Raw genomic sequence first — 24679 nt, forward strand, 5'->3', positions numbered from 1 at the left:
AACAAATGCTGATGGCAAGCTTCCTCGGTTTGAAACTTCTTTTGAAATTGAATAAGATTCATCGATTCTTGCTTTGCCATAAAAATCACTCCCGAACATATGTTTGATTTCATTATACCAAACATTAGTTCGTATTTAAAGACATTCCTGAGCTAACTGGATAATCAAATAAGTTTATTATCAAAACTCACGCTATTACCGAAGCCAACGCGAACTCCGATCGTGCCGCTTGCATAGGTAGCATCATCATATGCGGTTCGTAGACCCCTTTATCCGGATTACCAAGAGAGCCTGGCGCTCCGTTCTTTTCATCAATCGTACTCAAGTAGCCCCAGCTGGATCCTCCGTTCGTGGAAGATCGCATGTTATTTTATTTCATACCAAATGATCACTTGATTAACACGTCAAAGTAAGCTTACATGACATGTAAATTTTAATTGCTCAATTGCCAAGGATAAGGTAAAACTATACTATTAGACATTTTTATCATAACTGATTGTGAAGGTGGATGAGATTGTGATTGTTCAATTGGACAATGAGGCAGTAGCAAGGGAATATGTACATGTCGTATACGAAACAGTAGTCAAACGTAATCCTTATGAGTATGAGTTCCATCAAGCTGTGAAAGAGATTTTAGAGTCGCTAATCCCGGTACTCTCAAAGCATCCGAAGTATATGAAATTCGGTGTTCTTGAGCGGATCGTAGAACCAGAGCGCTTAATCACTTTTCGCGTTCCATGGGTAGATGACCAAGGGATTACGCATGTTAATCGTGGTTTCCGTGTTCAATTCAACAGTGCGATTGGGCCGTACAAGGGCGGGTTGCGTTTTCATCCCTCCGTTAATGCGAGCATTATTAAATTTCTTGGATTTGAACAAACTTTCAAAAACTCCCTTACAGGCCAGCCGATCGGCGGCGGTAAAGGCGGCTCCGATTTCGATTCTAAAGGAAAGTCCGATAATGAAATCATGCGCTTTACTCAAAGCTTCATGACAGAGCTCTATAAATATATGGGGCAGGACACCGACGTTCCAGCAGGAGACATTGGCGTAGGCGCGCGCGAAATTGGTTACATGTTCGGTCAGTACAAAAGAATTCGCGGTGCTTACGAGGCTGGTGTACTGACAGGTAAAGGGATCATCTATGGCGGCAGCTTGGGACGTACCGAAGCGACTGGGTATGGATGTGTTTACTTTGTTAATGAAATGCTGCAATCCAAGGGCCTTAGCTTCGAGGGCAGCACCGTAGTAGTTTCCGGCTCCGGCAACGTGGCCATATATTCCATGCAAAAGGCGATACAGCTTGGCGCCAAGGTCGTTGCTTGCAGCGACTCCAACGGCTATATCTATGATAAAAATGGAATCTGCCTAGACACGATTCGACGGTTGAAGGAAGTTGAGAGAGAGAGAATCAGCGAGTATGTAAAGGAGCATCCGACTGCAACCTATCATGAAGGGTGCAACGGCATTTGGTCCATTCCATGCGAAATTGCGCTTCCTAGCGCGACACAGAACGAGATTGATGAGGATGCGGCAAGAATCCTTGTAAGCAACGGAGTAATTGCAGTCGGGGAAGGCGCCAATATGCCCTCTACCTTGGAAGCGATTGATGTATTCCTGAAGGCAGGTGTGCTTTTTGGGCCGGCCAAGGCAGCGAATGCAGGCGGTGTTGCCGTATCCGCGTTAGAAATGTCTCAAAACAGCATGAGATACTCATGGCAATTCCATGAGGTGGACGATAAGCTCCATGCGATTATGAAAAATATTTACAAAAGCGCTGTCCAAGCGGCAGAGGAATACGGGCACCCGGGCAATCTTGTTGTAGGTGCCAATATTGCAGGCTTTACAAAAGTGGCCGACGCCATGATTGCTCAAGGTGTTGTTTAGGGAAAACAGCAATTATAAGAATTAAGGGTGACTTTTTTATAATAAGCTCACCAAAAAAAACGGCCCGTGTTCGCATCTTTTCGCGATAGGGCCGTTTTTTTCACTCCGGTACTAAAGTTTTACTGTAATACAGAAATCAAAGCTTGGTGAATGATCGAATTGGATGCAATCAAGGTGCTGTCACTTAATGTAAATGGTCTTCCGGCAACATTCGTTATCGTTCCACCCGCTTCTTGAAGAATGACGATACCAGCGGCGACATCCCAAGGATACAATCCGTCATGCCAAAATCCGGTCAACCGCCCAGAAGCCACTAGACATAAATCGAGACTGGCAGCTCCCATAATGCGTACGCTTCGGACTCTGCCTGTCATTCTTCCTATTTGCCCTACAACAACAGAGTTCGGTTTCCAGTCAATTGCTTGAAATCCTGTTGCCAGCAATGCTTGAGCAAGTTCTTGCTCCTTCCCTACTTGAATCGTTTGGCCATTCAAAAATGCGCCGCCCTGTTTTCGACCTGAATAGAGGTCATTGGTTACAGGATTATAAACGACTCCACATATCGGCACTCCATTTCTCACAATACCTATAGAGATTGCAAAATGTGCTATGCTATGAATAAAGTTGATGGTCCCATCAATAGGATCTATGATCCAGCCGTAACCCGCAGTCGGCTGCTGTAAAGCGCGATGGGACTCTTCCCTGCCGCCATCCGTTTCTTCCGATAGAATCCAATGATCTGGATAATCGCGGATAATTCGATCGCGCAGCAGCTGCTCGCTGCGTACATCCACTTCCGTAACCAGATCGGATTGATTCTTCTTTTCTTGTATTTGCAAGGGCATATTTATTAGATCCATAATAAGTTTGCCCGCTTCCTTCACATACAAGATTGCATCCTGCATAATTGCGTCTTCGTACGCTAGCTGCTCGTTCATACGTTCTCCTTCTCTTTAAAACAGCAGTATTCAATAACCGATTTGGATAGGAACCGATCCGTTATCCAAAAGGTGAGTCTTCCCATTAGCATAACTTCCAGTCAAATAATAGGACATGTTTGTACAGGAGCGGAGCTTCTCCCAGTTCTCTTGGAACGCTTCGGATCTCTCCAAGCAAACAGGAATGATACAGTGTTCAGGCTGAATCCACGATACAATCCTGGAATTGAAGCCATCCTCCATCCCATGATGAGAAACTTTCCAAATTCTGCTCCTAATATCCGTTCGCTGTGCTAGTCTTTCCCACCCAGGCTCCAACTGATCCCCGCCAAATAGAACACTGGAATTAGGCTCTTCCATAGAACTAAGTCGATAGACTGAACTATCATGATTAGATAACTCAAAGAATCGTGGCAAGTTCTCCAACACTCCCTCACTCTCAGATTCAATAGAATTTGAGATCATTTTCACGAGGACTTCGTATGCCGGAAGAGGGTCATCTTGCCAAGGATACAGATGCGTTAAGGTAATGCCTTCATCCGACCAGATAACAGACTTCTCGCTCGATCCATATTCGCTGCGCCATTTAATCTCAGTACCCTGTTCGATTAAAACTTGAATGAATTCAAGGTAAGATGCCAACATGCGATAGACCCTCCTAGCAAAACCATCCCCTTGTTCGTGAGTCAGCTCTTCTGGAGGAAGTTCGAAGGGCTCATATGGAAGAATCGCTTTGATAACCGGTTTAGCTCTAGCCACATCTAAGAGCCCGTTAATATGATCTTCGTGAATATGGGTAAGGATCATCCATTCCAATCGCTCCGTCTGATTTCGATTCATCCAAGATAACGGATGGTCCTGATCTTCGGAGAAAGTGCCGTCTCCCCCGTCAATTAAACAAATACCGCCAGAAGGCAGCTGAATCAGGTGAGCATCTCCCCATCCGACATTTAGAAATTTAACATTAGCACCCGGCATATTCCTATCACCTCTACGGATCGTTTATATTTCCTTACCTGTCAACCGGCAGTAAATGAATTTTATGCTTGTCCACAGCAAGATGCACAGTGCCCTGCAGATAGCCACGCACGCTTGGGCTTGAGTCATCGACAATCCATTGAAAAGGGGAAGCATCGACCCAATAGCGAATCACTCGCCCTAGGAAGCTGCTTCTCTGTATGACTCCAGTCCAAACATTATCACCGGCAACCGGTTTATCAATAATGGAGAAGCATTCCGGTCTGATCACAAGAGTTACTCGGTCACCTGGCCGAAAAGGATATTCGTTTCGATGTACCCGCAACCAAATAATTCCGCATTTTACAACCAGATCATCCCCCTCTTCAGCCATAATTTCACCCTCTATAAAATTTGCAGTTCCAACGAAATCAGCTACAAATTTACTTTCAGGTTTAAAATAAATGTCCCACGGTGTCCCGACTTGGCCGATACGCCCCTTGTTGAACACAGCAATTCTATCCGAAATCGCCAAAGCTTCATCCTGATCATGCGTAACAAAAATTGCCGTTATGCCCAAACGCTGCTGCAGCTCTCTAAGTTCATTTCTAACTTCAACTCTCATTTTTGCGTCCAAATTGCTAAGCGGTTCATCCATTAATAGAACCTTCTGTCCCATGATGAGCGCTCTGGCAAAGGCGACACGCTGCTGTTGTCCACCGCTCAGCTCTCTAGGAAGTCTGTCCTGTAAGCCTTGAAGTCCAAACATACTCAACATGGCATCCACTTTATCCCTCACTTCTTGACGAGAAGGCTTCTGCAGCTTTAATCCATACGAAATATTCTCGTAAACTGTCATATGCGGGAAAAGAGCGTACTCCTGGAAGACTAGTGGTGTATTTCGCTTAAATGCGGGCAGACCATTGACTTTGTTACCTTCTATATAAATGTCACCGGCATCCGGTTCATAGAATCCGGCGATCAGCCGCATCAATGTCGTTTTACCGCATCCACTGGGTCCGAGGAGTGTTGTGAAACTACCCTCTGGAATGTCAAGAGACACTTGACTGATCGCCTCAAAGTCACCGAAGCTTTTGGATATATTTGAAATTTGGATCATCGGTTTCTCCGTGTTCATGGGTTCCTCCACTTAAAGTTCTATCGATCTGCCTTGCTTTTTCAAGAAAAATTCAGCTACTGCCAGTACAACGAAGGCAATGGAAATGAGTGCAATCGTAAAGGCGGATGCGCTGCCCCATTCTCCGTTTTGAACCAATCCAAGAATGGACACCGTTCCTATGGATGTCTTCGCCGAGTAAATGAAAATAATGACGCTTAAACAAGTCACTGATCGCAGAAATGACACGACTATTCCCGAGATAAACGGCCCTTTCAATAGCGGAATCACAATTTTCCTGAACGTGGCGAAATTGCTTGCTCCAAGATTAAGCGAGGCTTCTTCCAAGGCTCCGCTGATCTGATGAAGACCTGCCAGGCTGGCGCTATAGCAGGTTGGTAAATTCCAAAACATGAGGGCAAGGACCATAATAAGAGAAGTTCCCGTAATCAGAAGTGGTTTTTCATTAAACGCCATGGCAAAACCAAGTCCTAGGAATACCCCCGGAACTGCTCCTGGTAATATCGCCAAAAAATCAAGCAGCCGATTGATGCCTATATGCTTTCTTTGAACAATATAAGCTAATGGCAGGGCAAAGAATCCAGCAGCCAATGAAGCAAGCAAAGCATATTTCAAGCTATTGAAAATCTCTCGCCCCTTAGCTGTAACGTAATGGATGTTTTGCAAGGTGAACGACCAATCATATCCCCATGTCTTGGTGAAAGAGCCATAAAACAGAACGCCATAGACTGAGAGAACAATAATGCTTATAAGCATGCAGAAAGCAAACAACCCCCATTTTATGGCGAAGGGCAGTGGAAAATGATCTAGGGAAGTTTCCTTCCCCGTCACGGTGACGTAGGAACGTTTGCCTACCCAGGCTCTGTTCCATACAAACAGACCAAGCGCAGGAATCAGCAGTGCTGTTGAAAGCACAGCAGCTGAATTCAAATCGAACAGTCCTGACATTTGCATGTAAGCTTCTGTTGGAAGAACGGTGAAGTTCCCGGCTATGATCATGGGATTCCCAAAATCCGCCAAAACGTTCATTGCTGTAATCAGCGCTCCACCTGCGATACCCGGCCTGCACAGAGGTAGAAATACATGTTTAAATACCTGCCAATGTGTAGCTCCGAGATTATAAGCAGCATACTCCAAGTTGTTGGAGGTCGATTTTAAAACGCCATGAATTACCGCATAGGCATATGGAAAAAAGGTCATCGTCTGAACCAGCCATAGGCCGTGCCAGCCGTAGATATCGATATTAACGTGCAGCACATATTTCGAAATGATGCCCTGTCTGCCGAAGAGAAGGATATAGGACAGTGCAACAATAAAAGGAGGAGAAACAATGGGTAATATGGTAATAAATTTGAAGAGACCTTTAAAAGGAACTTTGAGTCTTGTAATCGTATAAGCAAAAACAAAAGCAATGACCGTGCACGACACGGTTGATAAAGCCGTCATAAACAAGCTATTCATGGCCGCATGATACCAACGTGAGTACGTAAAGAGCTTCATATAATCTTCTAATCGTGTGAAGCTTACCACTTTAAGAATGGGCCAAACGACAAAAAAGCATGTAATTAGAATAATCGCTGCCACACCTAAAGCTAATAAAGGTTCATTTTTTAACCTCTTCATTTCAGCCCAGGTATTCTTGACAGTAGATGAGATCAAATCTTTCCACACCTTTCGGTTATATGCATGCACCTCCCCTGCAAATTGGCAGCAAGAGGAGGTGATCAAACATTTCCTATCAAGTATTTATTTACTCGTCATTTCAGTAAATTTCTTCACAACATCCGCTTTCATCTGAGAAGCCTTGTCCCTGTCATAATTGGCAAGTTTTACATCTTCAATCTTGATCATGCCTTCGGGTGGAGCTACATCTTTTCTTACCGAGTAGCGATTGGACATTTTCGTATTCATTTCCCCAATCGGTTTGGTTAACAGCCAGTCCACGAACTTCTTGGCATTTTCCGTATTCGCTCCACCCTTCACAATCCCTGCACCGCCGATTTCAAAGGCAGTTTGCTCAGGAACGATCACCTTAATCGGATAACCCTTTTGAGCCGATTTAACAATATCATGCGCCCAAGACATGGCGGCTACGAATTCACCTGTAGCAGTAAGGGTAATTCCGTCGCCTGCAGCAGGTGTGTAATGATGAACATTTGTATGAAGCTTTTTCAAATAGTCCCAACCCTTTTCTTCTCCCAACCGAAACAACTGGTCAGCAACAAAGATATAACCGCCGCCAGCTGTCGCAGGATTGGACGTAAGGAACAAGCCTTTATAGGCGGGGTCAAGCAAATCGTCCCAAGTTGTTGGCTCTTTAACACCTTTCGGCGCGAGCTCCTTTTGGAATCTGTCCTTATTCAGAACGATACCGAGCACGCCCATAATACCATCCCTGCCAGTAGCCTTTCGGATCATTAAACTTGGGATCAATTTCTTTCGCATTTGGAGACGTGTATTTTTCAAGCAAGCCTTGCTGAGCCAGAGGCTCATAGAACTCAACCGATCCGCCTACAAAAATATCCGCTTTTGGTGTAGCCTTTTCTGCTTGAATGCGCGTGCTAGCCTCTCCAGCGCCGCTCAAACGCAAGTATTCAATTTCAATGCCGGTATCTTCTTTAAACTTCTTTTTAATTTGCACGATATCATCTTCATTTAACGCTGCGTAAACAACCAATTTCTTCGATTCTGGAGCAGTCGTGGCTTTGGCTGGCTCACTGCTTTTCGTACTAGCTGGAGTTGTCGTTGACGAGGTAGCTTGCGTACTTTTGCCAGCCCCACACCCTGTTAAAACTGTGGTTAACATAAATGAAGCAGCCAATAACAAACTTAGTGTACGTGCTTTAGGTTTCTGAAACATTTCCATCCTCCTATATAATCTCTCTTTTGTATTTTGAGCTGAGGCGATTGATCATGCGATTAACTTATTTAGCAGAAACGGCAGCTGATACCTTTGCTTGTCCATTACTTGTCAGAGCATCATTCCATGTCTGTGTGGTTCCAGGCGCTACAATTGCTGATACATAACCCATATCATCATCACCGGAAGTTCCATCTGAATCATACACATGGATTTCAACATTGGTATTCGATGGTTTCGCTACATAGACGGTATTGTAGTTTTCTGAGAAGTTAGGACCGAACTCTGCCTCATTAGCACCAAAAGCTATATTGTAAATTTGATTCTTAGGCGCATCATTTTTCTTCCAGAATCTAGCGTCTGTCTGCCCCTGGCTGTTTACATATGCTTTTATGTACATATCGCTCTTACCGCCGAACGGGTCGCGGTCTGCCAAACTCTGAGCATTTTGGAGAACAATTTTATGTGAGTAGTACGGATTGAATACATAAGTATGTGAGAAATTACCTAGACCATTGAGGTGTACATCTACTTGGTGAGCCGGATCAGACCAATTCATCCCCTGCAAGGCTGGGCCGTCATCACTGTCATCCCATCCCCATGGCGCATTCGCAGAATTAGCTGTATGGTTATCACCTGCAAATGTCCCCCAGGAAGCGAAAATGTTAGGGTCGTTTCTGCGATTCCAAAGGTCACCCCACTCAATTAATGCGTAGCCGTAGTGGTTCGTATAACTGCCTGATGTATTAGTCGGGAATTGCGCTATACCTGTGTAATCGTAGACAATTCCATCTCCGCCTGGAGCGCTTGATCCATCATATGCCTTGACACCATGCCCGCCGCTTGGACTTTGTCCATTAGCTTGGCAGAATACCATGGGATGGCTTCCATTGAAAAGGACTCCGCCATCAACACCGTCTGAACCTGATGTGATGTTAGGATCATTCGTATAATCGTACCACTGGTTATGCGCCATTGTTTCCATCAGCTGGAAAGATCCGTAGTTAGATCCATCCTTTTTGATGACAAGGAATAGGCCTTCGAGGTCATTTTCATGTGCATCGAGCGGTCTCGTGTAAGCATCGTCCCTTGCATGGAACAGGTCGTACTCGATAAAGTAATGAGTTGCGGTTTCAGCAACTTTATAGTAGACATAGCCATTTTCATTGTAATTCGCAAGATTATCCCAGTTATTCAGAGCAAGATAATCGCCGTCATAGTTGAAATTAGTTATAAAGTCTGCCCTCACGTCAAGATCAGCGTTCACATCTTGGTAAATTTGAGGTGCCCAGTAGGCAGCTAGATCCGAATAACTTGCAGCATGAGTCGTAATTGCATTAGTGAAGAAAGGAATAATCAAAGTTAATACAGTCATTAGACTTAACAATATTTTCCTCATAAAATACAGCCCCTCCGTTAAATCAAGTTATTTTCAATTCAATTAGGAGTAAATCTTAACGAATTCTACTAATCCATCCATTAAGCAAAATCATTCCGCCTTTTTGGCAAGTCCTCCTTCCTTATCGCGACGATATTCACGCTGTCTGACATCTAAAATTATAGGGAAGATAACTTGCCTGTGTCAATCATTCCAATGTTAAGTAATTGTATAGATAAATCCGCTTAAACCGTTCATTGGATGAGTTATCCTGTTTTTAAAATAGCAAAAATGTGTTACACTAACGTTGTCAGACAGCATCAGAAGTAACTACATTGAACTGAAACAATTTACGGAGAGGAATCACTGAAATTTGGAGAAAAAATTGCTTTATCTCAGAGTGAAAGAAGAGATTGAAAGAAGTATAAATGAAGGGGAACTGAAGCCTGGGGAAAAGCTTCCTTCCGAACCTGAACTCGCAAAGAAATTCGAGGTGAGTCGGCCTACGCTACGAGAGGCGCTTAAGATGCTTCAGCGGGAAAAGGTTCTTATTAGCAAAAATGGTGTCGGAACCTATGTCAATAATCGTCCGGATTTCATTATTAATCCCCTGAGTAAGCTGCAAAGTGTTGGTCAAATGATCAAGAATGAAGGCTATACCGAAAGTGAATTAGACATCAAAATCTATACACGCGAGCCGGAAGATGATTGGAAAAAGCAGCTGCAAATCGATGAAAAAGTTGTCATTTTGGAGCGCTCGCGAACAGCCGATGGCAAAAAAGTCGCATTTTATTATAATATTTTTCCGCAGAGTCTGGTTGCAGGTCATTTCGATGGGGAATTTTCTGGGGCGATCTTTGATTTTTTGAAAAGCAAGATGGGAATCAACATTACCTATGCGATCACAGAGATCTGTGCGTTAAGCAGTTCCAAGGAATTGGATCAGAAAGCTGTGAACGTGATTGGCAATGAAATCATCTTGTTAAAACAACTCCATTTCGACGAAGCGGATAGACCTGTATTCTATTCCCTCGACTATTTGAAAAATAACGTTTTTAAATTGTTTATCAAACGTGAGTAGACTATTCTATTCGTGTAAATTCCAACACGCTTCCATATTAAAATGCCGGGCGCGTGTTGAGTTTGGGAAACAGATATAAGAGAATATGTTCACAGGCGGTTGAACAATTATTGTTTGGCTACTTAGTAAAAGGAGCGGCTGGGAAGATCACCCTGACGGTCCTTTTTGGCTTTAGAGGATATCCGTAGTGGCCGATTGTGCCATATTGGATAAGTTCTTCGGGGATCGTCAGTTATTTGTACAATATCACGGTAACAAACAAACAAGCACTTTTATTTAAGTGAACATATACCGTTATCAGATAATTTCACACTGCTGAAAGGAGGTAAGGGGAATGGGTAAGTCTTCACAGGGAGTATCAGTCATCATAAGTACAAACCGACCACACTTTTTTAATAATATTCTTACGAATTACAAGAATCAGAATTACCCAGTAAAAGAACTGATTATTGTCTTGAATAAAGATAGTATGGAATTAACAAAGTACCGAAATATAGCTAAAAAAAATAAAAGCATCTCAGTCTATAAGGTTCCTGAAAAGAAATCTTTAGGTAGATGCCTGAATTATGCTGTAAGCAAAGCGAAGTACCCGTTCATCACAAAGTTCGATGATGATGATTTCTACTCACCGTTCTACTTGACCGGACAGATGAAGGCGTTACATCGATCACATGCTGATGTTGTGGGAAAACGAGCATATTTGGCCTATCTCGAAGCAAGAAAGCTGCTCGTCCTCCGGTTTCCTGAGCGACAGAATAAGTTCGTTGGTTTAGTTGCGGGAGGGACCATTTTATTCAAAAGACGTGTGTTCGACCGTGTACGATTTCCCCATGTGTCACTTGGCGAAGACGTTTCCTTTTTAAACAGATGCCGGGCTAAAGGCTTTAGAATATACGCACCTACTCCTTATAATTATGTGCAAATTAGAAGAAAACACAAGAAGTCTCACACATGGCAAGGCAGTGATGACTATGTACTAAAGGGGAGTCGGATTATAGCGAGAACAGATCAATTCAGGAAAATTGCTACTCGAAGGGATCCATAGAAAAAGCAGCCTCCATCCTCACATTGACTGAGAGACCTTTGTGAAACCGGTTTATGAATTCATACAAAAAGGCATAACGTCTCAGACGTTATGCCTTTTTTATATTGGCCAAGGTGCTCCCCAATCACTTAGTGTCTAATCAAGTAAGTGATATCCTCCTGCAAGATCAAAGCAAATCCAGCGTCAATTTTTTTGCCAGTTTGAGCTTTAATTTCTTGAAGCAAGGGGTTGAAGTTGATTTCTCCGTTGTCTTTGACAGTGTCCTTTTGAACATTTCGGACCTTAGACAAGAGGCTGTTCAGGATGCCCTGCCCGTCGATCCAACCCCTATCATAGCCGTAATTCAGCAATTCATCCAGTTCTTCTACGGTGAAAGTGATTGCTAAGTTCAAGCTTTCTGTCGCCCGGTTGCCCGCTGCGTCCACAGCTTCAATAGTTAACTGATGAACACCAATGGCAAGGGACATCGGTCCGATTGCGTAGGGGTTCGAGATCGGGACGCCATCCAACCGATAAGTTGTTTCTGCTACACCGCTTAAAGCATCTTCCGTTACAATGGCCAATGTTCCGTACGTAACCTGTGACACGGTCAGGGGACCCGTCACTCGTATAATCGGCAGCGACGAATCGATCTTGATGACTGCCATTTTAGGCGATTCCGCATTACCCGCCCGATCCGTACTGTTGTAGAAAAGGGTATGGATTCCGTCACCTGCTATCGTTACGGTAGTCCCCGCTGTTTGCGGTCCGTCGTCCAATTGGTAAAACGTCTGCGCGACACCGCTCAAATTATCGTAAACCGCCAAGGTTACGGTTTGGGCTGTACGGTGCCAGCCAGGAACCGCATCGTCGATGGTTACTGGTGCCGTCCCGTCAACCATCACCGTGGTGGAGGCCTTAAATCCTCCATCCTTGGTTGTCACTGTAACGGTGCTTTTTCCATCGCTCATGGCTTTTATAATCCCATTGTTGGTGACATCCGCAACCGACGGATTGCTGCTTGACCAGAATAGTATCTTATCGGTGGCATCTACTGGTGTAAGGATGGCTGATAGGGACGCTTCCAGTCCAGGGCGGAGAAGCAGCTCCTTGGGTTCAAGAGAAACGTTTACTACAGGAATCGGCGGGTTGTAATCAATGAACATAAAAGCGTCATACAACGCCGTGTTCTTCGAATCGGCCGTTCCATTGGTCCACTGAATAAAATTATCTCTGCCGTTCTGGAGGTCAGCATCGTTTACGGCGACGTTAAATCCGATGATTCCGCCGAGCTCCGGCTTCAAGTCCTTCACATAGGTGGTAGGGATCTGAAACTCATAGAATGTTCTGCCTGCCGCTTCATCCCGAACAGCTTTGAAAGGAACCCTGCCACTCACGTCTCCGTTCGGATTAGGCTGAGTAGAGTTGAAAATATTGACGAGAAGTGTACCGTCATCCGCCAAAGCGAAGCCCCATTCCGTATCATCCGCCCCATACGGGGAATCCCGGTTGTTCAGTGGATCCAAACTAACCTGAACGGAATCATTTTTCCACATGTTCGCTGCATTCTCTGATTGCTTGTGGATGTTGTCTCGGACTGATACCGCAATATACATACCACTATCCGACCACTTGGCGTAGGCTGTCGCCTCCAGATTATCGGGGTCATGGAATCCGCTCGAATTCTGGGCTTTGCTCCGAAGATGGAACGGAAAGGCATCCTTCCAATCGTTCAGGTTGCCGTCAACCGTCACATCCCGTGCCAACTGAACAAGGTTGAATTCAACCGGCAGGACGGGATCATGGAAAATCACCTTTTTGCTTGTCGCCTCTTCGACCTGCAGGTCGACGTCATATTCGTTGAATGGGACCGGTTTATGATACGTCCAACGGAAGTCCATCTGGACTTTATCGCCTTTCTTTATCCCATTGAAGGCATTCGAGTTCACAGGCTCTAATAAGACGCCGTCTGGTCCTATGACGGTCACCACACCCGATTTTACGAAAGATGACGTTCCCGTCAATTGCACGGAGAGTACATCCAATTCTTCAATCGTCTTCTTTACGGGAATGAGCTTTACATCAAGTCCATCTTCTACAGTCAACTGAACCTTTTTCGTGTCGAAAACAGTGCCGTTGTACTGAATTTCAACGGCAATCTCATAACGCCCCTTGCGGGTATTCTCCGGCACAAGTACTTGGTAGGGCTGATCAAGTGAGCCCTCTGCGGGGATGGTTAAGCCGGTTGTTGCCAGCCCAGTTTGCGAAGACTCCCAGCCATCCGGCAGCTTCAATTGAACGGTCACCTGCTGAGGAATTTCCGTATTATTGACAAGAGATAGATTGATCGTATTCGCATAGCCAGCCTCTCCGTTCACTTGTGTCGGTACAACATTGGCCATCACCCCGATGAATTTAGCAGGCTCGGAATCGGCAATCGCCTCTACTGCCCCTGCAAATTCATGCGCCAGCAAATTATATGCGTAGCTTTCCGCAAAATCCCCTCGTGCGTGGGCGGCCTCCGCCAACCTGCCGTATCGGTTCATGCGGAGCACAGCGGATGCGGAGATAGTCATGACGCTGTAGTCTCCTTTCTTGTTGTTGAACGAGGCAGTCACGGCTTGCACGGCCTCGGTATAATCCAGACTGTTCGCTCCGGTCCCGTGAAGGGAGAAAGCTAGGTTGACCGAAGCGCTCTCTGCCATATTGTACAAAGCCTCCAACGCCACGTAACCGGTTGCCCGTACCACAGAGCCGTTCTTAATCTGGGCGGCAATTTGTGCCATCAGCGTGTAAATATCCTTAATTCCCTGCTCAAGCCCTACAGCCCTATTCCCGCTACCGTCAACAGCTTCCAACTGCGTATAGATGCGGCTCATCTCCGCCAAATCGCCATCGACGAGAGACGCGTTAACTGGAGTCCGCGCCATGTTCAGCTTGGCGGCAGCTTCCAGCTCCTTTTCTTTCAAAAGCTTGGCAGAGGATTGAAATACAAAATCGGCGGGTGCTCCTGTGATGTATACAGGTGACCCTGAAACGGTAAGCTGAATGCCTCCATTCACTGCCGTTACTGGAATTTCCACGCCGTTGATGTCCTTTATCTTCAGCCCTGCTGCGCTAAAAGGAAGTGTGATCGTGCTTGTAGGAGGTTTAATCGTCGGATTGTCCTTATGATCAACCTTTTTCCAAGCCGTAATAATCGGTTCACCATCGTTCAGGAATACTTGGACGGCAACGTCTGGGTCCCCGGGTTCCCAAGTTCCGATGTAACGCGCTTTATCTAGGGTGGTCATCAGTTGATTAACGGCGGCGTAGGACAGTTTCGGTCTTCCATCGTTGTCCGTAATCCCCCAGAAAATGTCGTAGTATCGCTCATCCGTACCATCATTTTTGTAATTGTAATATTCGTAAGCCTTCACCTGATCCGTAACCATATAATTCAGGAAGGCGCGAACGATATAGTCCCGCTGGGTCTCCTCAGAAACCGATGGATAACCGGACGTGGCTGTCGGCCAGCCCCCTTCCGTCAAATAATAATCCTTCCAGCCCCCGTAAGCGTTAACAAGATCCTTGACCCCGTTCATCATGCTCTGCAGATTGCCGTCCGGCATGGAATTGTACACATACGGATGATAGGAATAGGCGTCAGCATAGTCGAAAGAGCCGAGCTCTAGTTCCTTCGGCAGAACGCTGCGCACACTAGAGGTATGATCACCAGCGAGAAGCATGGCGTCCGGGTCTGCTTTCTTCAGGTTTAGATATGCGACTTTTTGCAGCTGCACGAATTCCTCCGGTATGTAGGGCTTGGAGAAAATCTCGGGTTCGTTCGGCATTTCCCACTGCCGGATCTTGCCCTTGTATCTGCTGACCGTATTGGCAACGAAGTCCCCCATTGCCTTCAATGCGGAGGTCGTATTGACGGTTCCTTCCTGATAATTCGCATTTTTGTCGATACCTAATACGGTAATTTGATTAAATCCGTAAGAAAACAGTTTGTTGAGTTGAGGATCGATCCCGCTGTAATTGTAAACCGGCTTACCAGATGCATCTTTCACTTTTTTGTCCGCTTCCTCCCAAGCGATACCGGAGCGGTGGCTGCGTGCGCCCAGCTTGCGGGCTCCGTCGATGATATCATCTTTCCAATTCAACGAATAATGCGTATTCAGACCGAATTTGCTCTCGTTATCGAGATCAGGCTGCTGGATGGGAGCAGCCTTTGCCACGACCGCTAAACGCATCTGTTTCAATTGTTCGGGCTTCTTCACTCCATCGACCGTAAATTCAGCCGAGACTTCATAGGTTCCGATCTCATTTAGCCCAGGTACGAAAGGAATTGTATCCACACTCTTCGCATATTTCCCCAAGCTGTAGGTTTTTGTTCCAGATACTACAACCGCTTGGTCTCCATCCGCCCGACGCACAGAATAATCCATCCTGAACTCATGCGCCGCAGCTCCGGCTTCCAACGCCAAGGTGAGACCAGGAGATTCTTCCTTCGTATAAATTCCCGAGAAATTGCCCGAGGGTTGAAGATCCATCACATAAGGTACTGGAATAGGTTCAATGGCAAAATCGTCAATCATGAGGTTAATGCCGCCAACGACGCTCCACTGGAAGTAACCTTTTTTCATTGCGAGCTGATCGGAATCGTCACCGCTCGCCGTTTCCACCCCGTCAATGAACAGCTTGTGGGTGATGCCGCTTATGCGAAGCTCATAATCATGCCAATCGCCGAGCAGCGACTTTACGTAATTGGCTATATAGTAGTTGCCTCCAAGCGTTGTTTTCCGCATAAGGAAATACTTGGAGTTGTGTGTGGCCCATTCCATCGCATTGTTGTTCGCGTCATCCACAGCACGGTAACGAAACCGCCAGGTATTCTGCAGCGCCATACTCGTCCGTTCATATTTAGCCTTGAATTTAACGATAAAATTGTCCGCATTCCGGTACATGGGGAGGTTCAGTTTGGCGCTTCCCGATCCATTCAGGTTGAATACCTTGTTTCCGTCCGGCAGCTGAATCACTTTCGTGCTCGCTCCCGTTGCCGTCCAGCCTGCTGGTGCGGCGTTCAGCGTCTCTCCTTCAAAGTTGTTCAGATACGGGACGATCTCTCCAATAGTAACCGTAATCTTCCCGGATTCCGGATAACGGGCGTTCCTGCCTTTCTCATCCTGTGCCGTTATGTAGTAACGGATTCGGTCGGACTGATTGGTTCCTGGAATCGTCCCCGAATAGGATCCGTTTCCATTCCCTGCCGCTTGAATCACCTGTTCGGGAGTAACGTCCCCGTAGTCAAAGTGTATGAAAGCAGCAGCTGTGGCACCCGTATCCGTGAGAGTGAAGGAAACAGGCAAATCGGTATTGTAGGGAACTTCCGTCACTGGCATATGTCCGATCGCGAACGTAATCGGAGCGGAAACCGGTCTAACCACCACACTTTCAACATTTAAATTAACAGCCGGACCGATGCTTTTCAGAGAGAAACCGATCCCGCCTGCCGTTAGAGAGGAGTCTGTGAATGACGTAATCACGGTTCCATCAACGGTAAGCTTGTATTCGGACCCTTTGACTTCCACTTGGTATTGATGCCAATCGGTCAGATTGAAGCTCGGTATGGCGGCACTTATATCTACAGGGGTTCCCACCTGCACATTGGCAGATGAGTTGGGATACTTCCACAATTCTACAAATTTTGAATTTTTAAATTCCAGAAAATAATAACTTGTGCCGGAGCTATACCTGAACATTGTCCGGAAGCGGTCTCCCTTGGCAGTGAACTCCAGGCTGAAATCTTTGGTGCTGTAAGGAAGCGAAGACTGTTTTACCACCGCGCGCTGAGGCGTTGTCGACGTCGTCGTGCCTTTCAACTGTGCTTCCGTTCCGCTGCCCTGAATTTGCCATGCCGTGCTGCCAAACAAATCCCAATTGTTGAGTCCTCCGGCAAAGCTGTCTTCAAACAGCGGAGATGGCTCAGCCGCCGTAACGGGAACTGGAACCCACTGCAGCAATATAGCAAATATCAACAATAAGCAAATGAAATTAAAGCGCTTTCTCATTAAAAATCACCTCCGTAGTAGTTAAGAATAACTTGAGGACTCTGCCTCAGGTCACAGCACCTGATAAAAAGAAAGTGCTTACACTCGCTAGCTTATATGAAATAAGAGGACCGGAAAACCTGAGCGAAGGACGATAATACCCGGGAAAAGTCGCATTCGATGCATACAAAGATTCTCTTCATTTCTTAAGAGTTACTTAATCTGTTTCTGCTTGGGGCTAATGCCCATTCCGAGAGTAAAAAATGACCGACACGAACTGTGCGGGCCCTAAATCTTCTCGTATAATCATTGCTTGCTAGACTGACTATGAGAGACCGTAACCGTCGTCTCCGTATTCGTTTTATTGCCTGCAAGATCAATAGCCGTATACCTAATGGTATATATTCGTCCATTGCCGTTACCGGATCTTTCAGCTCGAAGATTAAATTGAGTATCTAGGGTGCCGATTTCCGCACCTTGAATGTCGTTTGGAAATTCTCCTTCATCTAGCCCGCTATCCGGCTCGCTGCTGGTAATGGATGTAAGGACGACAGAGGCAATTCCGGACAAACTGTCATCCGCATAAACAGATGCACTCACCGAAATCATTTGGTGGTTAGGCGGCCACAGAACGGTTTTATCCAAAACGACACTAAGAATTGGAGCTGTCTTGTCTATTTGTACGGTCACCGTATGCGGAGTTTCTATGTTACCGGCCTTGTCAACGCTCCAGTAGGAGATCGCGTGCTTACCCTCTTCCGCAATCCTAATGGATGCGCCTTGCTGCTGGGCCCCTCCATCAACCGTGTAGTAAGTGCCGACTATACCAGAACCGCTGTCGCTGGCGGTGAGCGTTAAAGTAACGTCCTTGTTCACCCAACCGGCAGGAGCGTCATCTGTTGTCACAGGTGCGGTCTTGTCGATGTTGATACCCATTAATGCAGCGGAAGCAACATTCCCTGCTTGGTCCGCTGCATCCCCCATCACACTTAGGTTCGAACCTTCCGACGTGAGGGTGGTGTCTTGCGTACATCCCGCTATGCCTGACAAGGCATCCGCGCAGGTAAAGTGAACCGTCACATTAGTGTTATACCAGCCATTCTCGTTTGCGTCCGTCGTCGGAGCGCCCGTGATGGTCGGAGCCGTCGAATCCAGATTGATGCTGACAGTCTTCATGGCTTCCGCGTTTCCGGCATTGTCTATCGAATGATAGCTATAAGAATACTTAGAATCTTTATCCAATGTCACTGGTTCTGTATACAATTGCCATGAAACGCCTCCATCCAAACTGTATTCCGTTTTCGCCACTCCAAACAGATTGTTATTGGCACTTAAAGTTAGGTTTACATGATGGACATACCAGCCATTCTGGCCATCCGGCAGATCAGGGTTCACTGCAAGGGTAGTGACCAGAGGTGTGCCATCAACCGTAATCGTTACTGCAGCAGATACCAACGTCGTCCCATTGAGTGTTACGGTCGCTTTAACTTGTGCGTTACCAGCTTGAGCGGCTGTGATGTTTCCTTGTTGATCCACGGTAACCACCGCACTATTACTCGTGCTGTAAATAACCGAAGCTTTGCTTAAATCAGCTGACTTACCATCGCTCAAGGTTCCGCTCAGGTTGAGCACAGTGTTTTCTCCCGGTTTTAACTGCGTCTTGTCAGCCGATAGCGTCAATGCTCTCAGTTTTATAACAGGACCAACCAACTCCACATCATCAAACCAAGCAGTTCCCTTTCCTTTAAGATTCAAATCAAACCTGATCCTTGCAGCATCAGCCGGTGCCGTTGCGGTTGCTTCGATTTGGGTCCAATTGCTTGTTCCTCTCACGTAGTTTGAAAAATAAGTACTGCCGGTCACCGTAGTCCCATCACTCTTATAGTACGTTATTCCAACATTTGCTCCATCGGTTGAGTTGACATTGTTGGTCCTTACCCAAGCTCTTAGCGTATACGCAGCTCCAGGCTGAATGGCGATCATATTGCCGTCTGCATTGTTCCAGCCGCCGTAATCGGCAGATGCTGCATTGTCAATTTTTACAGAGTGGCCATAGGTCCTGGAAGTGACGGTGTCCCACGTTCTAACTGATGATCCCCCCAAAGAGCTGTCAGTCCAGTAATCAGGGCTTGTTGCACCATTCTCAAAGCCGCTGTTTGGAACAATCATTAGCTCACCTGCTTTGGTAATCGTCCAGTTGGCAAAATCATAGGTATAGACTTCACCGCCCTGAGTAGCCGTAAATGTATCGGAGTTTTGCTCCTGCTGCAGCCAAGGTGTATCAAAGAGCTTATAAGTGTTATAGTTGATGGGTGTATTGTTGATATTATGAGTATTGTTATAAGCAGCTGCAGCATCATCAAAGGTGATATCCATCAAATCCCCGTTTAAGCTTTTGTAGATAAGGCGCGGATTTGTGTCATTGATATGCGTGCTATCAACAGTGGTAGTGTTCAGAATTGCGTTCTTGAAGCTGGCAAAGTCCGCATACTCCGAGGCATCCGCCGTTTCAATCACCCAACCGTTCGTGTCAGCCTGACTTCGAAGAATGTTGTAACTATAGGTCAATGTATTGGTAGGGTGAAGCCGAGCATTTGTCTTGACTTTATTCGCCGGATCCATAGGCGTCTGGTAATACCAGGAATAAGGCTTTACCATTTTAAAGGCAAAATACATTGGACCTGTATCGCTAAACACCCACCCTGCTTGCTCTTGCCGGGTTATGATCGATCCCGTGTCTGGAAACATGGCATTGATATAATTGGTGGTGGGATTGTTCAATAATTTAAATACACCTACAGCTGCTTTGCCATCCTGCATAATTCGATGAGTGGCAGGCGAATCGTAATTTCCAACCGTGCTGTCACCCTGATCTGTATTTATTCTAAATAGAGGGTTCGGCTTGGCGGAATGCCAGCGTAAAGCGACTGGAATATCTTCAATCCAGTTGTCGACCCTATTGTAAGTAACCTCGGTAGACAGTCCCCATGTAGGCTTAACATATGCATCACGGTAGACTTTCAAATTGCGTCCGCTTGAATTCTGCATATTGGTCTTGCGGGAGCTGTAGTCTTTATAACCGGACTGCCCGATTCGAATGGCCATTTCCGGCGGTGTATAACTCATTCCACGATACAGCACCATGCCCAAATATTCTAAATACGGACGGTAGGCTGAAGGAACGTTAGCGTCCGAATCACCTATCCCTTGCTGTGCGCGGTATGAGCCGAAATACATCCAGGATAAAGCAGTGTGATCTGCCCCTCTCCACGTCGGGTCACTCGCAGAAACCGAATCACCCTTTGCCCTGCTTGTGGAGGAGATAAAGGTTCCGTCTATCCAGTCATTTGCCCACTCGAACCACATTACGTCCATAGCCATTTTTACCTTCTGCTTAAGATCCGATTCATTCGTATATTGGTATATGGCATTAAGACAGAGGTAAGTCATAAAGGTATATTCAGGACTTTCATATTCAGCCCAACCCTTATGAACCCCCGCATCAATCATGGCCTCAATATTGACTTTATTTAAACTTTTCAGTGCATCACCGGACTTTCCATTCAAATCGACGACCTCAGGTAAATAATGGCCCACCAAATAACCTGCCGTATAATTGCTCATCCTCAGATTCTCAGTCTGCGGCAGCTTGGCATAAGCATATTGCGCAAAATATGCCCTGACATGGTCCTTCATGGTACTGCTGAATTGGTCGCCAACCATCAGATAGGCGTAAATTTTGGAAACCGTTTTATATTGCTCTGCATCATAAGTTTGGAACAATTTATCAATCTTCTGCAGATTCGCAGCAACATTCTGTCCATCGAGAATCTGTGCAACATACTGTGTGATATTTAATTGCAAGCCGCCAAACTCCGTCATTACTTTTGTCTTATCCCACAGCCATTGTTTTCTGCTTTCAACTGTGCCGGGGTAAGGCGAGCTTGTATTCTCCGATGGCGGGACTTCACCAATGTTTACATTGTCGAATTCAGCAGTGACTAACTTCCCCGTGTTGTGGCTCGTTACCGCCAGTCCGAAATAAACGGTCTCAGGCAGGTTAATCGCTTCTTTTTTGATAAATGACCAGCTGATACCATCACTCGAATCGTACGCACTGATCATATTGCCCACACGCACCAGCTTCACCCAATAGGGCGCCGCCGATTTCGTCCCTGCCGTTAGTGTCGAAGCCGCACCCGATTGCAGACGATCCTGGAAAACAACCCCGTTTGCAGGTGTTACAGCCATCATCGCATAAGGGGACTGATCGGATATACTCCCTCGGATCATAACACCCGGCTTTGTCCAAGCAACCCCATTCTCCACTTTAGAGACGCTCGCTACGATTTGACCGTCGCCCGTCCAAGGCTGGTATACATAGTGGAACGCATCCGCAGTTCCCCAAATGTCGCTCCCGGACCCCTGTACTCTGAAAGTGCCGGTATCCGGGTTGTAACTTGCATTGCCGACAGGATTCACATTGCCGATATCCCTATCCCCAAACGGCATTGGCAGTCCATTGGCTGAAGGATTTGTCGTCACCGAAACTTCATTGCTGGCAGCTGAAGTATTGCCCGCTCCATCCCTTGCTTTGACCATAAATGTGTATGCTGTACTCGGCGACAAGCCAATTACGTTATTTGTTGTAGTGATACCGCTTACAGTTGCCAACAAAATACCATTCTGATAAATGTCGTAATTGGTAACTCCCACATTATCCGTCGAAGCCGTCCATGAAAGATTGACGCTCGTATCCGTCTTTGCCGTGAACGTTAAATTTGCTGGTGCCGTTGGCGCTTCTGTATCCTGAACCAGCGGGGAATTCACTTCATATACAGCCAAATCGTCGACGACATACGCTTCATCCGTGCCGCCTACATCGACACGAACAGAGAAGGCAAGCTCGATATTCGAAACCTTACGCACCCCTCCATTCGGGATCACCTTGAATCGATAGCTGGCAATATCCTTATCGTTAACCGTCTGCAGCACTTCGCTGCCTTGCGGCTCGTCGTTCAGGTAGGCAGCTGTTCCACTAATACTCACGGATGGCGAACCCGTTGGGAAACGGGGAATCAGATTATTATCGTAGTTGCCGAACTGAATTTGAGCATAAATGTCCTTGGCTACAGGCTTATTGCTCGCAGCAGTGCGCTCAAGCTTGTATTCAAAAACAAACTCCACCGGGGAACTCCCTGCCGGCATACTGTATATTTCATTAACGCGCTGCATCAGCTTACCGCTGGTCAAACGATAATAAAACGAGCTTGATAAATTCGTGCCAAGCGAAGCGTCGCGAAACTCGAGAGCGTTGTTTCCATTCTTTTGCACAATCGTTTGCGATCCTCCAGACGTACCGCTTGCTACCGTAAACGGGCTTATCCCCCCGTTAAATTGCGTATCCATATCCGCCGCCAATAAATTGGTTAACGTTTCTTGCGCGCTTACCGCTGCGAACACATTAGGAATATTGCAAAAGGCAAGCACCCAAGCAAGTAAGAAACTTACGAATTTCTTTTTTTCCCCAGTATCATTCACAACAACCTCCATATTTTCTTATTGAATACGCTTTCATTTACTTCAAGATTATCTATATACTAAAAATTCACCCCAATCGATCGATCATTTGCTATTCTGTTCACGGTATTGGTTTGGCGTTAATCCCGTATACTTTTTGAAGGAAGTAAAAAACGTGGTTTTCGATTGAAAACCGGACCTTTCTGCAATATTGAGCACCGGCCAATCTGTCGAAATCAACAATTGCTTAGCTTGCTCCAAGCGTTCTTGATGAATGAAATCCGACAGTGTTATGAGATACGTTTCTTTAAAAACCAAACGGACGTAACTTACGGAAAGCACCAAATAATCCGCAATGTTCTCTAGTGTCAGCATGGGGTCTTGGAGGTGCTGTTTGACATAATCAAAAATTTCCGAAGCCAATTCTTCCTTCCGGTTGGATGCAGAATGTTTGAGCGCAACGCTGTCAATGATCTTTACAAATTGATTATAAATCCAGTCCTTTACATCTGATAAGGTATCAAATTTTTGGAGGAGCAGGTCTGCCCCGCCCTGTTCTTGATCAGCTATAACTTTATTAAACGCTTTAAAAATATAGAAAAATAATAGTTTCAACTGGAACTTGCACTCCGCATACGTCAGGTTTTGGAGCTTGGCAAATAAAGCATCTAATTCTGCGCTTACTTTATCCTTTTGGGATTTACGCACGGATTGGATAAGCTCTTGAACCAGCTTCTCATCCAGATCCGGTTGCTGCTCCGGCAAATAATCTCCCAAATCCTCTTCCACATAAACTTTGTCCTGCTCATTAAAAAACCTTAGTAATGTGAGATCGTAAGTACGGTCATACAAGTTTCGCATATTATTATGGACAGCTGTTTTGTTGCTGAGCGCTACGGTTACATGAAACTGCAGCCATTGTCCAATTGCTTCCCTCGCTTCATATAAAGCTTGCATGGGTTCGTTTTCATCAGCTCCGGCGCCAATTAAAACAACTAAATGATCGCTGCCTAAATCTACATTTTCGGACACAAATCCGTGTTTTCCCAATATCTCTCCCACTATATTCCCCATCGCGTAGATCAGAAGTTTTCTTGATGCATACGAATAACGATCCGAGAAGGATTGATAACGATTAATACGCATAACAGCCAAATAGACATCGGAGGAAAGCAGAGAATGCAAATTTTTGTTCCTATCTTCTTGAATAGCCCCGTTGTACGTGCCTTGCAGCAGCCACTGCCGTAAAAATTCATTTTTTATCACGTCCTGGTGATTGTGAATCATAATGTTCATCTCTTCCATTGTTTTCACCATATGGTCAAGACCTGATTTGATAATGGCATATTCCGTATTTTGGGTTTGTTCTGAAGCAGGTAAGGCGGATGCAACCGTTTTTTTCATCTGACTGGCCAATTGACTAAAAGGCTTGAAATGGCGACGAGAGTTCCAATAGGTTAGAGCCGAAAGTATGAACAGCAGAAACAAACATAAGCCCAATATTTCCCATTGAATTCTATCGATATTTTTGCTTATATCCTTCACCTTGACAGTGGAGTAAAGAGTCCAATCTTCTATTTTGAAAGCATGAGAATGAATGAGATACATATTGTTGCCTAGAACCAATTCATGGTTCTTTATGTTTTGCTGAAGCATCTGTTTATAATTGAATGTATTTGAGCCACCTAGAATCAGATTCTGCTTTCCATCCAAAATCATAATGCCCGTGGTGCTATCATTTAGGTTTTGCAGTAAATATTTTTCAATAACTCAAACTTCGCAGCCTGAAATCGGCAGATAAGCCTTGAGGTAACTGGGCAAACCGACAATCCATTGTTGTAGTTGACTTTTTATTAATTTC

14 protein-coding genes are annotated in these 24679 nt (G+C 45.6%); 3 read left to right on the forward strand and 11 right to left on the reverse strand.

Annotated features, from left to right (window positions below):
* Nucleotides 1-187: 187 nt before the first annotated feature.
* Nucleotides 188-364, reverse strand: coding sequence for a hypothetical protein (locus G519_RS51405; protein WP_154669641.1), 177 nt, complete (start codon nucleotides 362-364; stop codon nucleotides 188-190).
* A 152-nt stretch (nucleotides 365-516) separates the two neighbouring features.
* Between G519_RS51405 and gdhA the strand changes: the two genes are divergently transcribed.
* Nucleotides 517-1887: an NADP-specific glutamate dehydrogenase gene (gene gdhA / locus G519_RS0132460; RefSeq protein WP_127528226.1), complete on the forward strand. Its 1371-nt coding sequence runs from the start codon at nucleotides 517-519 to the stop codon at nucleotides 1885-1887.
* 119 nt (nucleotides 1888-2006) lie between these two features.
* On the opposite strand, the gene G519_RS0132465 is transcribed toward gdhA, so the two are convergent.
* The 7 genes from G519_RS0132465 to G519_RS45650 form a co-directional block, all read right to left on the reverse strand.
* Nucleotides 2007-2825 carry an inositol monophosphatase family protein gene (locus G519_RS0132465; RefSeq protein WP_051253883.1) on the reverse strand — a complete coding sequence of 273 codons (819 nt, stop codon included), beginning with the start codon at nucleotides 2823-2825 and terminating at the stop codon, nucleotides 2007-2009.
* 30 nt (nucleotides 2826-2855) lie between these two features.
* Entirely contained in the window at nucleotides 2856-3803 is a 948-nt protein-coding gene (locus G519_RS0132470; protein WP_029198178.1) for a ComEC/Rec2 family competence protein, read from the reverse strand.
* 34 nt (nucleotides 3804-3837) lie between these two features.
* Nucleotides 3838-4920, reverse strand: coding sequence for an ABC transporter ATP-binding protein (locus tag G519_RS0132475; RefSeq protein WP_029198179.1), 1083 nt, complete (start codon nucleotides 4918-4920; stop codon nucleotides 3838-3840).
* A gap of 12 nt (nucleotides 4921-4932) precedes the next feature.
* Complete coding sequence (locus G519_RS45645) at nucleotides 4933-6579, reverse strand: ABC transporter permease (protein WP_127528224.1); 1647 nt, start codon at nucleotides 6577-6579, stop codon at nucleotides 4933-4935.
* An 87-nt stretch (nucleotides 6580-6666) separates the two neighbouring features.
* Nucleotides 6667-7305 carry an extracellular solute-binding protein gene (locus G519_RS0132485; protein ID WP_029198180.1) on the reverse strand — a complete coding sequence of 213 codons (639 nt, stop codon included), beginning with the start codon at nucleotides 7303-7305 and terminating at the stop codon, nucleotides 6667-6669.
* Entirely contained in the window at nucleotides 7277-7780 is a 504-nt protein-coding gene (locus tag G519_RS51135) for a type 2 periplasmic-binding domain-containing protein (protein WP_029198181.1), read from the reverse strand. The genes G519_RS0132485 and G519_RS51135 overlap by 29 nt, the downstream gene beginning before the upstream one ends.
* Before the next feature lie 64 nt (nucleotides 7781-7844).
* A complete protein-coding gene (locus G519_RS45650) occupies nucleotides 7845-9179 on the reverse strand; it encodes a hypothetical protein (protein WP_051253885.1) in 1335 nt (444 codons plus the stop codon).
* Between the two features lie 352 nt (nucleotides 9180-9531).
* Between G519_RS45650 and G519_RS53140 the strand changes: the two genes are divergently transcribed.
* Together G519_RS53140 and G519_RS0132505 are read left to right on the forward strand one after the other, a co-directional pair.
* Nucleotides 9532-10239 carry a GntR family transcriptional regulator gene (locus tag G519_RS53140; RefSeq protein ID WP_051253886.1) on the forward strand — a complete coding sequence of 236 codons (708 nt, stop codon included), beginning with the start codon at nucleotides 9532-9534 and terminating at the stop codon, nucleotides 10237-10239.
* A gap of 334 nt (nucleotides 10240-10573) precedes the next feature.
* Nucleotides 10574-11284: a glycosyltransferase family 2 protein gene (locus G519_RS0132505; protein ID WP_029198183.1), complete on the forward strand. Its 711-nt coding sequence runs from the start codon at nucleotides 10574-10576 to the stop codon at nucleotides 11282-11284.
* Nucleotides 11285-11412: 128 nt separating this feature from the next.
* Here the strand turns inward: G519_RS0132505 and G519_RS0132510 are convergent, their stop codons facing one another.
* The 3 genes from G519_RS0132510 to G519_RS0132520 all read right to left on the reverse strand — a co-directional run bounded on the left by G519_RS0132510 (nucleotide 11413) and on the right by G519_RS0132520 (nucleotide 24531).
* Entirely contained in the window at nucleotides 11413-17319 is a 5907-nt protein-coding gene (locus tag G519_RS0132510; protein ID WP_029198184.1) for an OmpL47-type beta-barrel domain-containing protein, read from the reverse strand.
* Between the two features lie 285 nt (nucleotides 17320-17604).
* The gene (locus G519_RS0132515; RefSeq protein ID WP_029198185.1) at nucleotides 17605-22839 is read right to left on the reverse strand and encodes an OmpL47-type beta-barrel domain-containing protein; all 5235 of its coding nucleotides are present in this window, start codon (nucleotides 22837-22839) and stop codon (nucleotides 17605-17607) included.
* 84 nt (nucleotides 22840-22923) lie between these two features.
* The gene (locus tag G519_RS0132520; RefSeq protein ID WP_161632972.1) at nucleotides 22924-24531 is read right to left on the reverse strand and encodes a helix-turn-helix domain-containing protein; all 1608 of its coding nucleotides are present in this window, start codon (nucleotides 24529-24531) and stop codon (nucleotides 22924-22926) included.
* Between the last annotated feature and the right edge of the window lie 148 nt (nucleotides 24532-24679).

The sequence above is a fragment of the Paenibacillus alginolyticus DSM 5050 = NBRC 15375 genome, assembly GCF_000422905.1.
In the GTDB taxonomy this organism is placed as follows: Bacteria; Bacillota; Bacilli; order Paenibacillales; family NBRC-103111; genus Paenibacillus_E; species Paenibacillus_E alginolyticus.

Excerpts from the sequence above, each read along its gene's own strand:
- G519_RS51405 (WP_154669641.1), bottom strand. The coding sequence starts at position 364 with ATGCGATCTTCCACGAACGGAGGATCCAGCTGGGGCTACTTGAGTACG.
- G519_RS0132485 (WP_029198180.1), bottom strand. The coding sequence starts at position 7,305 with ATGGGCGTGCTCGGTATCGTTCTGAATAAGGACAGATTCCAAAAGGAG.
- G519_RS0132505 (WP_029198183.1), top strand. The coding sequence starts at position 10,574 with ATGGGTAAGTCTTCACAGGGAGTATCAGTCATCATAAGTACAAACCGA.
- G519_RS0132465 (WP_051253883.1), bottom strand. The coding sequence starts at position 2,825 with ATGAACGAGCAGCTAGCGTACGAAGACGCAATTATGCAGGATGCAATC.
- G519_RS45650 (WP_051253885.1), bottom strand. The coding sequence starts at position 9,179 with ATGAGGAAAATATTGTTAAGTCTAATGACTGTATTAACTTTGATTATT.
- G519_RS51135 (WP_029198181.1), bottom strand. The coding sequence starts at position 7,780 with ATGTTTCAGAAACCTAAAGCACGTACACTAAGTTTGTTATTGGCTGCT.
- G519_RS0132475 (WP_029198179.1), bottom strand. The coding sequence starts at position 4,920 with ATGAACACGGAGAAACCGATGATCCAAATTTCAAATATATCCAAAAGC.
- G519_RS0132510 (WP_029198184.1), bottom strand. The coding sequence starts at position 17,319 with ATGAGAAAGCGCTTTAATTTCATTTGCTTATTGTTGATATTTGCTATA.
- G519_RS0132470 (WP_029198178.1), bottom strand. The coding sequence starts at position 3,803 with ATGCCGGGTGCTAATGTTAAATTTCTAAATGTCGGATGGGGAGATGCT.